The sequence below is a fragment of the Pseudarthrobacter sp. 10T415 genome, from assembly GCF_056394175.1.
In genome coordinates, this window is the sequence record NZ_JBFTHJ010000007.1 from 155910 (window position 1) to 167655 (window position 11746).

The 11746-nt window shown below is 65.5% G+C and carries 12 protein-coding genes and 1 riboswitch; of the genes, 1 reads left to right on the forward strand and 11 read right to left on the reverse strand.

Annotated features, from left to right (window positions below; all coding sequences use genetic code 11):
* Positions 1 to 24 precede the first annotated feature (24 nt).
* The 11 genes from AC1DBN_RS11820 to glyA form a co-directional block, all read right to left on the reverse strand.
* Positions 25 to 1323 (reverse strand): ABC transporter substrate-binding protein, encoded by a 1299-nt coding sequence (locus tag AC1DBN_RS11820; RefSeq protein ID WP_477723254.1) that lies wholly within the window; start codon positions 1321 to 1323, stop codon positions 25 to 27.
* 114 nt (positions 1324 to 1437) lie between these two features.
* Positions 1438 to 2412, reverse strand: coding sequence for a YihY/virulence factor BrkB family protein (locus AC1DBN_RS11825; protein WP_172829932.1), 975 nt, complete (start codon positions 2410 to 2412; stop codon positions 1438 to 1440).
* A gap of 37 nt (positions 2413 to 2449) precedes the next feature.
* Complete coding sequence (locus AC1DBN_RS11830; protein ID WP_477723255.1) at positions 2450 to 3043, reverse strand: 2'-5' RNA ligase family protein; 594 nt, start codon at positions 3041 to 3043, stop codon at positions 2450 to 2452.
* A 4-nt stretch (positions 3044 to 3047) separates the two neighbouring features.
* On the reverse strand, positions 3048 to 4091 hold the full coding sequence (gene trpS, locus AC1DBN_RS11835; protein WP_091718901.1) for a tryptophan--tRNA ligase: 1044 nt from the start codon (positions 4089 to 4091) through the stop codon (positions 3048 to 3050).
* Between the two features lie 18 nt (positions 4092 to 4109).
* Positions 4110 to 4943, reverse strand: a complete 834-nt coding sequence (locus AC1DBN_RS11840; protein WP_091723882.1) for an exodeoxyribonuclease III — start codon at positions 4941 to 4943, stop codon at positions 4110 to 4112.
* Positions 4944 to 4953: 10 nt separating this feature from the next.
* On the reverse strand, positions 4954 to 5514 hold the full coding sequence (locus AC1DBN_RS11845; RefSeq protein WP_091718899.1) for a hypothetical protein: 561 nt from the start codon (positions 5512 to 5514) through the stop codon (positions 4954 to 4956).
* 69 nt (positions 5515 to 5583) lie between these two features.
* Positions 5584 to 6417 carry an ABC transporter permease gene (locus tag AC1DBN_RS11850; protein ID WP_091723880.1) on the reverse strand — a complete coding sequence of 278 codons (834 nt, stop codon included), beginning with the start codon at positions 6415 to 6417 and terminating at the stop codon, positions 5584 to 5586.
* An 8-nt stretch (positions 6418 to 6425) separates the two neighbouring features.
* Positions 6426 to 7277, reverse strand: coding sequence for an ABC transporter permease (locus AC1DBN_RS11855; protein WP_091718897.1), 852 nt, complete (start codon positions 7275 to 7277; stop codon positions 6426 to 6428).
* A complete protein-coding gene (locus tag AC1DBN_RS11860) occupies positions 7270 to 8247 on the reverse strand; it encodes an ABC transporter ATP-binding protein (RefSeq protein ID WP_091718895.1) in 978 nt (325 codons plus the stop codon). The genes AC1DBN_RS11855 and AC1DBN_RS11860 overlap by 8 nt, the downstream gene beginning before the upstream one ends.
* Before the next feature lie 129 nt (positions 8248 to 8376).
* A complete protein-coding gene (locus AC1DBN_RS11865; RefSeq protein ID WP_314216655.1) occupies positions 8377 to 9279 on the reverse strand; it encodes a bifunctional methylenetetrahydrofolate dehydrogenase/methenyltetrahydrofolate cyclohydrolase in 903 nt (300 codons plus the stop codon).
* A 3-nt stretch (positions 9280 to 9282) separates the two neighbouring features.
* On the reverse strand, positions 9283 to 10581 hold the full coding sequence (gene glyA / locus AC1DBN_RS11870; protein WP_314216654.1) for a serine hydroxymethyltransferase: 1299 nt from the start codon (positions 10579 to 10581) through the stop codon (positions 9283 to 9285).
* A 146-nt stretch (positions 10582 to 10727) separates the two neighbouring features.
* Positions 10728 to 10813, reverse strand: a riboswitch (ZMP/ZTP riboswitch).
* A gap of 43 nt (positions 10814 to 10856) precedes the next feature.
* Between glyA and purU the strand changes: the two genes are divergently transcribed.
* Positions 10857 to 11717 (forward strand): formyltetrahydrofolate deformylase, encoded by an 861-nt coding sequence (gene purU, locus AC1DBN_RS11875; RefSeq protein WP_091718889.1) that lies wholly within the window; start codon positions 10857 to 10859, stop codon positions 11715 to 11717.
* Positions 11718 to 11746 lie beyond the last annotated feature (29 nt).

Consider the following 11746-nt stretch of genomic DNA (forward strand, 5'->3'; position numbering starts at 1 on the left):
TGAGGCCGGCCGTCCGGGCGCTGGCTACTTGCCGATGGCGGCCTTGCTCTCGCTGATCCATTGTTCGGCGGCCTTCTCCGGCGTCAGGCGCTTGAACAGCACGTCGGTGTTGATCCGCGCCGTGATCTCGGAGACCGCCGTCGAACCGGTGGGTCCGATGTAGGTGGGCGCGAAGTCCATCTTGCCGATCTCGCCGATGTATGCGGCCTCCACTTTGCCCTGCGGTGTCAGGAGGTCCTGGATGGCAGTGCGCATTTCGGGGTTGCTCGGGACGCCGCGGTCGCTTTGGATGATCTTGGCCGCCGCCTGGTTGTTGACCAGGAAGTTCACCAGCTTGGCCGCGGCTTCGGGGTGCTTGCTTCGGGCCGAAATGGTGTAGAACTGCGACGACTGGAGCCAGATGCCCGGTGTGGGCTTTTCGCCCGGGAGCTTGAGGAGTTTCAGTTCGGCGCCGGAAGCCTTGCTGAGCGCTGTCAGGGAGTTGCTCCACGTGAGCATCATGCCGGCCTGGCCCATGCCCATCAGTGTTTGTTCGGTGCTGACGCTGAGTTTTTCCACTGTTTCGGAGGCGTTGGGCGCGGCGCCGGACTCGCTGAGTTTGAGGGAGAAGTCGAAGTAGTCCTGGACTGTCTCCTTGGTGAGGCCAAGCTGGCCGTCCTGGGTGTAGAGCGACTCCCCCCGTTGACGGGCGAAGGCGTCCAGGGAGTCGTGGGTGAGGACCGTTGCCGTCCCGTAGGTGCCCTTGGGGCTCTTCGCCGTCACGCTTGCCGCGGTTTCGGCGAAGTCTTCCCATCTCCAGGTGGTGTCGTCCGGGAGGGGAACGCCGGCTGCCGCAAAGACTGCCGGGTTCACCACGATGGCCAAGGCGTTGGCGCCGGTGGAGATGCCGTACTGCTTGCCCTGGACCTGGCCGTTGTCCAGCGCCCCCTGGTCCAGCTTGGCGAGGTCGAGCTGGCCTGACACCTTGGAGAGATCCAGCAGCGCTCCACGGTTGGCGTATTCGGCCGGGTAGGCGCCGCCCATGGTGATGACGTCCGGCGCATCGTTAGCGGCCACCTGGGTGGCGAGTTTGTCGAAATACCCCCCGATGTCCCCGAACTCGGGCTTCACCTTGATGTCCGGGTTCGCGGCTTCGAATTCTGCGATGGCTTTGTTGGTGAGCTCTGCCCGCCCCGCATTTCCCCACCAGGCGAAACGGATCTCCACCGGGCCGTCGGCAGCTCCGCCCGACGGTGCGGAGCACGCCGCTGTCAGTCCAAGCAGGCATGCCGCCCTGAGCATTGCAACGGATTTGCGGAGTCGGTGGGTACTGAGACGCGTCATCGGGCCAGCTTCTTCCCTCGTCAGAAAACGGTTTCGTGAAACGTATCACAAAGGGGTTGGCCGCCAACAGGCCCCGGCCGGCCTTGCCGGTCCGCGAGGCCGGACGCGGGCTGTTCAGGTTTGGGGAATGGTGTGGCGGGCGCCGAGGATCGATTTGCGCGGCTTGTCCCCCGCGGCCAGGTCGGCTTCACGGACGGCCGCCCAGCCTGCCGAGACGAGGTACACCTGGCTGACAAAGTTGAACCAGATGAGCAGCCCGATGATGATGGCAAACGGCGCCAGGATGGGATTGCGGCCGGCACCGCCCAGCAGCTCGGTGCTGAAGATCTGCAGCACCGTCGTGCCAATGGCTGCCAGGATGGTGCCTTCCAGCAGGGCTCGGCGTGAGAGCTTGAGTCCGCCGGCCAGCCGGAACATGATGAGGGCTGTTACCCAGCTCAGGACCAGCGGAACGGCGATTTTGATAAGCGTCGTCAGCGGGCCTGCCACAGCATCGTCCAGGTGCAGGACCTCAGATACCCAGCCTGCTGCCGTCCCGAAAATCAGCGACGCACCGGCGCTGATGACGAGGGCTACCCCGAGAAGGAGCAGGGTGCCCGCATCCCGCAGTTTGAGGACCACGGGGTTGACCACCAGGGGCGGCAGTTCCATGACGCCCCGCAGCCCGTCCCTAAGCCCGTTGATCCAGCCCAGGGAGGTGATGATGGTGACGATGGCGGCGATGATGGCGGTGAGTCCCAGGCCCTGCGGGTTGAGGAGGTCCTGGGGGTCCACCAGTCCCGTTCCGCCGTCCACTTTCAACAGGCCCGGGGCACTGGAGGCCACGCTGCTGACGATGCTGTCCAGCAGTGCAGGCTGTCCGCGCAGGACAAGCCCCGCAACGGAGAACCCGGTGGCCAGCAGTCCGGTGATGGAGAAGAACATGTTGAAGCCGATGCCGGCGCTCATCAGCGGACCGTGCTGGAGGCTGTAATGCCTGAAGGCGCGCATGGGACGGAAGGCGTTCAGCCGGGCAAGCAGCCATTGGACCATGGCCAGGAGGGACTTGATCCCCCCGCCGCCGGACCGCCGCGCCTTGCTCCAGTCCATCCGCTTTTGGCTGACGGCCAGCTGAAGCTTGGCCCGCTCAGTGGGAAGAGGCTGCCCCGCCGGTTCGGGATGCCGCTTCCGCAGCACCGTCCGCGAATCGGGTGCCGGCGTCGTTGTCAGTTTCGGTCCCAAAGTCCAGCTCTTCCCGTAGCTGCCAGATGCCTTCTGCATCATGTTCGTAGAGTCCCATGCTAACCACGGGGAAGGTGGCCTTGTAGCTTTTCAACACCGTTTCCGCCTCATCGAGGCTTTCCGGGCTGACATCGTGGGCAATGGTGACGTGCGGATGGAAAGCGAAGGGCAGGTCACGCTGCAGCGGGCCCTGCTGGAGCTTTTCGTGCAGCTCGACGCATTCGTCGAAACCGTCCTCGACCTTGATGAACACCACCGGTGAAACGGGGCGGAAGGATCCGGTCCCGGCGATGGTGACCATGAAGGGGCTTTGCCGGCGGGCCACGTCCCGAACGTGGGCCAGGGTGGCCCCCCAATCATGGGTGGGGGTGGTGGTCACCAGCGTGATGTGCGCAGGCACCACGCCGGCCAGCGGATCGCCGAAGGACGCACGCCATTGCTGGAGCTCTGCTGCGATGTCAGGCGGGAACCCGAGGATGACGCCGACGCTGGAAGACATGGTGCTAGCGGACTCCTGCAAGGCTGTGGGACGGCAGGAAGCCCATGCGCTCGTATACCTGGGCCATCGTTACGGAGGCAATCTCGCGCGCCCGTTCCGCGCCAAGGGCCAGCAGCCGGTCCAGCTCGGCAGGATCGGCCATCAGCTCGTTGGTCCGGTTACGCAGCGGGGTGACGAAGTCCACCACCACTTCAGCGAGGTCTACCTTGAGGTGGCCGTACATCTTGCCCTCGTACTCGGCCTCAAGGTCCGCCACCGGCTTGCCGGTCAGTGATGAGTAGATGGTGAGCAGGTTGGAAACGCCGGGCTTCTCCTCGGGGTCAAACCTGATCTCCGTGCCGGCATCGGTTACTGCGGACTTGATGCGCTTGGCGGCAATCTTCGGGTCCTCCAGCAGCTGGATGGCCCCGTTGGGCGACTCTCCGGTCTTGGACATCTTGGCGCTGGGGTTCTGGAGATCGTAGATCTTCGCGCTTTCCTTGAGGATGGTGGCCTCAGGGACGGTGAAGGTGTCGCCGAATTTCGTGTTGAACCGCTGCGCGAGGTTGCGGGTGAGCTCGAGGTGCTGCCGCTGGTCTTCACCCACGGGTACCAGGTCCGTCTGGTACAGCAGGATGTCCGCCGCCATCAGCGTGGGGTAGGCGAACAGCCCCAGGGTTGCGGTGTCCGCGCCGGACTTCTGGGTCTTGTCCTTGAACTGGGTCATCCGGGAGGCCTCGCCGAAACCGGTGATGCAGTTCAGCGCCCAGGCCAGCTGGGCGTGCTCGGGCACGTGGGACTGGACGAAGAAGATGCTCTTATCCGGGTCGATCCCGGCCGCGATGTACTGGGCGGCCACGATGCGCGTGCGCTTGGCAAGCTCCAAGGGGTCGAAGTCCACGGTGATGGCATGCAGGTCAGGGATGAAGAACACGGCGTCGTATTCGGCCTGCATGTCTACCCAGTTGCGGACGGCTCCGATGTAGTTGCCCAGGTGCAGGGAATCGGCGGTGGGCTTGGCACCGGAAAGGATGCGCTTCTTGGCGGCCGGGGTGGGCTGGAGTGTCATGCGTGAAACTTTCGGGGCTTAGAGCTGGTAGTCCACTACCAGCGGGGCATGGTCGGAGAAGCGGGTGTCATACGTTGCTGCGCGGTCCACGACGGCGGAGGTTGCCGAGGCTGCCAGCGCCGGCGTCGCCAGGTGGTAGTCGATGCGCCAGCCGGCGTCGTTGTCGAAGGCTTTGCCCCGCCAGGACCACCAGGTGTAGGGCCCGTCCATCTCGCCGGACATGGTCCGGTGGACGTCGTGCCAGCCGATCTCCCCGCCCAGGAACCGGTCAAAGTATGCCCGTTCTTCCGGCAGGAATCCGGCCTTCTTGAGGTTGCCCTTCCAGTTCCGGATGTCCAGGGGCGTGTGGGCCACGTTGAGGTCACCCACCACCAAGGCATGGTCGCTGTGCTTGGACAGCTCCGGAAGCCGGGTGCTCATGGCGTCGAGGAAGCGGTACTTGTCGTCCTGCTTGGGGGTGTCCACCTCGCCGGAGTGCACGTAGGCGCTGGCGACGGTGAGCTGCACGCGCTCCCCCGAGGCATCGGTCACGCGGAAATCGGCTTCGACCCACCGGCCGGCGGTGGCAAAGTAGTCGTCGCCGATCCCGTTGCGGGTGGCGATGGGCTCTTCGCGGGAGGCGATGGCAACGCCGGCGCGGCCCTTGGCCTCGGCTTCGGCGTGCAGGATGTGCCAGCCTTCGCCCAGCAACTGCCGGACAATGGCATCAGGCGCACGGACTTCCTGGAGGCAGAGGATGTCCACATCCCGCGGCTCCAGCCAGGCGGCCATGCCGTTCTTGTAGGCAGCCCGCAAACCGTTCACGTTAACGGATGCGATGCGGAGGTGGTCCTTCTTCAATGCCGAGCTCACCCGCTCCACTCTAGTCGATGATGGTTCCGGCTACGGGCTCGCCGTTGCCGGAGGACCTGATCATGTCCCGCGCATTGGTGGCCGTGATTTCAATCGTTTCAAGGGCCCGGTGGATGGTGTCCTGGTTGGCGGCTGCACCCTTGGCGCGTTCCTCCTCCACAACGCGGATCTGCACCTGGACGATCTTGAAGGAGTGGTCCAGCTTCAGGTCGCGGACCTCATCGGCCTGGCTGCGTTCGGACACCACGGTGGTTCCGCCATGGTCCGCCGCTGACTGCGTGGGACCCCGGCCGGCTGCGGTGGTGAAGGCATTCTGGGCCTCACTGAGCTTCGCCCCGGCTTTCTTGGCCGCCTTCTGGATGCTGAAGACCACGAAGCAGGCGAGGGCCAGCCAGAAGAAGGCGATGACGGCGACAACCCAGCCCACGACGTCGTTCTGGTTTGCCGCGAAGATCACGGCAACGATGAACGCGGTCACCAGGACCATCAGTCCGGGTCCGCTGATGCGGAACATCGAGAAACCGCCCTTGGCGGCGTGGGGAGCTGAATTGGGGTTGCCCAGAGATTGCATGCACCTATTCTCTCAAATGGCCCGGCATGCTCCGGCCGCCTTCCACCCCCGGCGAACAGACCAGGGGGGCTACTTCAGGAACAGGGCCCGCAGGCGGAGGGTGGTCAGGAGCATCCCCGCGGCGGTCATCACCAGGTAGTAGCCGATGTGCACCGCAGTGGCCGCCGTGAAGACGCCGACGCTGATCTGGCGCAGCAGCTCCACGCCGTGCCAGAGCGGCATGGCCTGGATGAACCACTGGATGGGTTCCGGGTAGACGCTCAGCGGGTAGAACGTGGCGCTGAACAGGAACATGGGCAGCAGGATGAAGTTGATCCAGTCCATCTGCTGGAAGGTCTTCAGGAAGCTGGTGATTCCCATGCCCAGGCTCGCGAAGCCAAACGCAATGAGCACCGAGGCCGGGATCATCAGCAGGGCCCAGGGTGAGGTGATCAGACCCATCACTCCCATCACGGCCGTGAAGCCGGTGGCGTAGAGCATGCCGCGCAGGAGGGCCAGGAAGATCTCGCCGAGGGCAACGTCCAGCGGTCCCAGCGATGTGTACAGCATGCCCTGGTACAGCTTGGCGAAGTTCATTTTGAAGAACACGTTCCAGGTGGAGTCGTACACCGCCCCGTTCATTGCGGAGACTGCCAGCAGTGCGGGGGCGATGTAGGCCGCGTAGCTGATGGTGGTGCCATCGGGACCTTCAACGGCGCCGACGATGGCTCCGAGCCCCACCCCCATGGAGACCAGGAAGAGCACCGGTTCGAAAAACCCGGACAGCATCACCAGCCAGTTGGTGCTCCTGGTGGCCATCAGGCCGCGGGCGATGACGGCCCTCGCGTTGCGGGAGTACAGCGGGCCGAAGGTCCGGTCACGGGCTGCCGCAGCTGCCGTGCCCGCCGGGCTTCCTTGGTTCATGCGGGTGCTCACTGGCCCATCCTCAGGGCGAAGCGGCGGCGGGTCAGTGTCCAGCCCAGCGCCGCCAGGCCAAGGAGAACGGCGAGGTGCAGGAGCGTCAGCAGGGGCGGTTCCTGGTAGCCGTAGCTGAGGACCCGTCCCAGTTCGGTGCCGTGCCAGATGGGCGATATCCAGCCGATCCAGCGCACGGCCAGCGGAAGGGTGTCCAACGGAAAGAAGGTTCCCGAAAACAGGAACAGCGGCATCACGATGAACCGCATCACCAGGGCGAACTGGCCCTTGTCCTCGGTGATGGAGGCGGAGTAGGCCATCAGCGGCAGTCCGAATGAAAGCCCTGTCAGGGTGGCCACCAGGATGGCTGCCCAGCCCCAGCTGGACGGCGAAGCGCCAAAGAGTGCCACGGCGAGGAAGTAGATGGCGGACTGGAGCAGCAGGCGCAGCGTGACGGCCATGATGTGGCCGGCCGCAATCTGTCCGGGGGTCAGCGGCGAAGCGTGCGGGCCGTAGTAGGTCCGGCGCCACTTGAACCCGTCCATCACCGGGAAGGTGAACTCGTTGGCTGCGGTCATCACGCCGGCGGACACCAGGAGTGCCGGGGCGATGAACGCAAGGTAGCTGACTCCCCCAAAGGCTGCGCCGCCCTGCCCGTCCACCAGCGTGGCCAGTCCCACACCCATGGCGAACAGGTACGCCACGGGCTGGCCCACGCTGTACATCACTATGGACCAGCTGTAGCCCTTCATCACGCGCAGCACCTGCTCCGCGTAGTAGAAGGCTCCCCAGCGCCGCGCCCTGGCGGCGGCGACTTCGGGGCCGTGGGCCTGCAGGGCACGCGGTCGTACACCGCGTGCGTCAGTCAACGAGGCTCCGTCCGGTGAGCCGGAGGAAAACGTCCTCCAGCGAAGACCTGCGGACCAGCGAGGTCAGCGGCCGCAGGCCGCGGTAAGCGACCTGCTCAAGGGCTGATTCGCCGTCGTCCGCGTAAATCAGTACACGGTCCGGCAGCACCTCAAGGCGTTCGCCGATGCCGTCCAGCTCGGACGCGATGGTGGTGTTCCGTTCGGAGCCGAAGCGCAGCTCCACCACTTCCCGGGTGGAATGCTCGCGGATCAGCCGCGCCGGTGACCCTTCAGCCATGATCCGCCCCTTGTCCACCACGATGAGCCTGTCGCACAGCTGCTCTGCTTCGTCCATGTAGTGGGTGGTAAGGATCAGCGTGACGCCCTGTTCCTTGAGCCGGAACAGGCGGTCCCACAGGATGTGCCGCGCCTGCGGATCAAGCCCGGTGGTGGGCTCATCCAGGAGCAGGATGCGGGGTTCGTTGATGAGGGACCGGGCGATGGTCAGGCGCCGCTTCATCCCGCCGGACAGGGCGTCCACCTTGGATCTGGCTTTGTCGGTCAGCTGCGCGAATTCGAGCAGCTCGTCGGCTTTGGGTTTCAGGTAGCTCATGGGCAGGCCGAAGTAGCGGCCGTAGACCAGGAGGTTGTCCCGGACCCTCAGTTCCTCGTCCAGGTTGTCCTGCTGCGGCACCACGCCCAGGTGCGCGCGCACCTCCGGGCCGTGCGTGTCCGGGTCCAAACCCATGATGTCCAGCGTGCCCGAGGTGCGCCGGGTGACCCCGCCGATCATCTTCATCGCGGTCGATTTTCCGGCGCCGTTGGGGCCGAGGAGCCCGAAGGACTCCCCCGCGGGCACGGAGAAGGAAATGCCGTTGACAGCCGCGAGGTCGCCGTACTTCTTGGTCAGGTTGTCGGCTGCGATGACGATGGGGCGCGACGGCGGGCTGCCGGACCGGGTGCCGGACGGCAGGAAGGCTTCGTTGTGCACCCTCCGCACACTAGTTGAGGTGCCGGGGATGTGGAAGGGCACTTGCAGTTTGGGGCTAACGGCCGACGGCGGCGCGGTACCTTTCGCTTGAAAGGTTCCGCGCCGCCGTCGTGCGCTCGTTTCCCGTGGCTAGCCGGCCGATTCGACCGAGTGTTCCGCGGCTTCGACCACGTTGGTCATCAGCAGCGCAACCGTCATGGGACCCACGCCGCCGGGGTTCGGCGAGATCCAGCCGGCCACCTCTGCGGCGGCGGGCTCGATGTCGCCGTGGACGCGGCTCTTGCCGGTCTCCGGATCGGTTTCCCGGGTAACGCCGACGTCCAGCAGGGCAGCGCCCGGCTTTACGTCCGCGGCCTTGACGATGTGCTTGACGCCGGCGGCGCCCACAATGACGTCCGCCTGCTTGAGCAGCTCCGACAGGTTCTTGGTGCCCGTGTGCGTCAGCGTCACCGTGGCGTTGACAGCCCGCCTGGTGAGCAGCAGTCCGATGGACCGGCCGATCGTGACGCCGCGGCCGACCACCACCACGTGCTTGCCGGAAAGGCTGTAACCGTTGCGTTCCAAGAGCTCGATGACGCCGCGGGGCGTGCACGGCAGCGGAGTGGTGATCTCTCCGTTGACGTTGAGCACCAGGCGGCCGAGGTTGGTCGGGTGGAGCCCGTCTGCGTCCTTGGCGGGGTCGATCCGCTCGAGAATGGCGTCGGTGTCCAGGTGCTTGGGCAACGGCAGCTGCACGATGTACCCGTGGCAGGCGGGGTCCGCATTGAGTTCATCAATGAGGGCCTCAACGTCGGCCTGGGTGGCGTCAGCCGGCAGCTCGCGCTGGATCGAGTTCATCCCGATCTGCACGGACTGTTTGTGCTTCATGGAGACGTACAGCTGCGAGGCGGGGTCGGCGCCCACAAGCACAGTTGCGATGCCGGGGGTAACGCCCTTGGCCTTGAGTGCGGCCACGCGTTCGGTCAGCTCGGCTTTGATGGCAGCGGCGGTGGCCTTGCCGTCCAGGATCTGTGCGGTGGTGGTTTCAGTCATTGGTTACCACTGCTCGTGCTGGGGGTAGAGCGGGAAGTCGGCGGCGAGCTTGTCCACGCGGGACTGGAGGGCTTCAACGTCGGTGCCGGTGCCTGCCTTGAGAGCGGTGGCGATGATCTCGGCGACCTCGGTGAACTCGGCGGCACCGAAGCCACGGGTAGCCAGTGCAGGCGTACCGATGCGGAGGCCGGAGGTGACCATCGGCGGGCGGGGATCGAACGGTACCGCGTTGCGGTTGACGGTGATGCCCACGGAGTGCAGGAGGTCCTCGGCCTGCTGGCCGTCCAGCTGGGAGTTGCGCAGGTCAACGAGGACCAGGTGCACATCGGTGCCGCCAGTGAGGACGGAGACGCCGGCTTCGGCGACGTCGGACTGGTTCAGGCGGTCGGCGATGATCTTGGCGCCTTCCAGGACGCGCTCCTGGCGCTCCTTGAATTCCTGGCTGCCGGCGATCTTGAAGGCCACGGCCTTCGCTGCGATGACGTGCATGAGCGGGCCGCCCTGCTGGCCCGGGAAGACGCTGGAGTTGAGCTTCTTGGCCCACTGTTCCTTGGCCAGGATCACACCCGAGCGGGGACCGGCGAGGGTCTTGTGCACGGTGGAGGTCACGACGTCGGAGTGCGGCACCGGGCTGGGGTGCAGGCCGGCGGCAACCAGCCCGGCGAAGTGTGCCATGTCGGTCCAGAGGAGCGCGCCCACCTCATCGGCGATGGAGCGGAAGGCTGCGAAGTCGAGTTGCCGCGGGTAGGCGGACCAGCCGGCGATGATGACCTGCGGCTTCTCGGCGATGGCCTGCTCGCGGAGCTTGTCCATGTCAATGCGGAAGTTGTCTTCCTCCACCTGGTAGGCAGCCACGTTGTAGAGCTTGCCGGAGAAATTCAGCTTCATGCCGTGCGTGAGGTGGCCGCCGTGCGCCAGGGACAGGCCCAGGATCTTGTCGCCGGGGGTGATCATGGCGGCCAAGGCGGCGGCGTTGGCCTGCGCACCCGAATGCGGTTGGACGTTGGCGTACTCGGCGCCGAACAGGGCCTTGACCCGGTCGATGGCCAGCTGCTCTGCGACGTCGACGTATTCGCAGCCGCCGTAGTAGCGGCGGCCCGGGTAGCCCTCGGCGTACTTGTTGGTCAGGACGGAGCCCTGTGCCTCCATGACGGCGCGCGGGGCAAAGTTCTCGGAGGCAATCATTTCCAGGGTACCGCGCTGGCGGCCAAGCTCCTGGTCCAGGACTGCCGCGATTTCGGGGTCGAGCTCGGCCAGCGGCTGGTTGCTCACTGCTGTGGTTGAGGTGGCTGTAGTAGTCACGAAAAACTCCTGGCTAGGGAAACGGGCACTGCTAAGGTCAGGCTACCGGCTGGCGCACTCCCGCACCGCCTTGATGACAGGGCGTGAAAGCGCCCGGCATGGTGCTGCTGCGCTGGCGCAGGGCAGCCCAATTCCGGCAAAACATGACCCTCGGCCCAGGCGTACGATCCGTGGTCTTCGTGATTGCCGCTCCCTGGTGGTTAGCCACCCAACGCCAGTTGCGACGCTCCCAGCCTACCAAAACCGGCACCTGCCGCGCGGGTAGGCTATTACGCGTGAATGAAGACCAGCTGAACCAAGCCTACGTACTGACCCTGTCCTGCCCGGACCGCCCCGGAATCGTCCACGCAGTGGCCGGCGCCCTGCTGGTGGCGGGAAGCAACATCATGGATTCGCAGCAGTACGGCAGCCCGGCCACCGGCAACTTCTTCATGCGGGTGGAGGTCACCACCGCGGCTCCTGCGTCCGAACTGCGGGCAGCCCTGGAACCGGTGGCGGCGGCCTTCTCCATGCAGTGGAGCCTCAATACCGTGGGCGACAAGGTCCGAACCCTGATCATGGCCAGCACGTCAGCCCACTGCCTCAACGACCTGCTGTTCCAGCAGCGCTCCGGCACGCTGCCCATCGAGATTCCCGCCATTGTTTCCAACCACCGGGACCTGGCCGGGCTGGCCGAGTTCTACGGCATCCCGTTCCACTACATCCCGGTGACGAAGGACACGAAGGAGCAGGCCGAGGACAAGCTGCGCGCCCTGATTGCCGAGCACGATATCGAGCTGACCGTCCTGGCCCGCTACATGCAGATCCTTTCTGATGAGCTCTGCACCGACCTCACCGGCAAGGCCATCAACATCCACCACTCGTTCCTGCCGTCCTTCAAAGGTGCCAAGCCCTACCATCAGGCCCACGCCCGCGGCGTGAAACTGATCGGCGCCACCGCCCACTACGTCACCGCTGCCCTGGATGAGGGCCCCATCATCGAGCAGGAAGTCATCCGGGTGGACCATGCCCGGACTCCCGAGCAGTTCGTGCAGATGGGCCGCGACGTCGAGGGCCGCACCCTGGTCCAGGCCGTGCAGTGGCATGCCGAACACCGGGTCCTGCTGGACGGCAACCGGACCGTGGTCTTCAACTAGGTAGCAGCTGATGCCGTTTTGAGGCGCCA

Excerpts from the sequence above, each read along its gene's own strand:
- AC1DBN_RS11820 (WP_477723254.1), bottom strand. The coding sequence starts at position 1,323 with ATGACGCGTCTCAGTACCCACCGACTCCGCAAATCCGTTGCAATGCTC.
- AC1DBN_RS11825 (WP_172829932.1), bottom strand. The coding sequence starts at position 2,412 with ATGGACTGGAGCAAGGCGCGGCGGTCCGGCGGCGGGGGGATCAAGTCC.
- AC1DBN_RS11830 (WP_477723255.1), bottom strand. The coding sequence starts at position 3,043 with ATGTCTTCCAGCGTCGGCGTCATCCTCGGGTTCCCGCCTGACATCGCA.
- trpS (WP_091718901.1), bottom strand. The coding sequence starts at position 4,091 with ATGACACTCCAGCCCACCCCGGCCGCCAAGAAGCGCATCCTTTCCGGT.
- AC1DBN_RS11845 (WP_091718899.1), bottom strand. The coding sequence starts at position 5,514 with ATGCAATCTCTGGGCAACCCCAATTCAGCTCCCCACGCCGCCAAGGGC.
- AC1DBN_RS11850 (WP_091723880.1), bottom strand. The coding sequence starts at position 6,417 with ATGAACCAAGGAAGCCCGGCGGGCACGGCAGCTGCGGCAGCCCGTGAC.
- AC1DBN_RS11865 (WP_314216655.1), bottom strand. The coding sequence starts at position 9,279 with ATGACTGAAACCACCACCGCACAGATCCTGGACGGCAAGGCCACCGCC.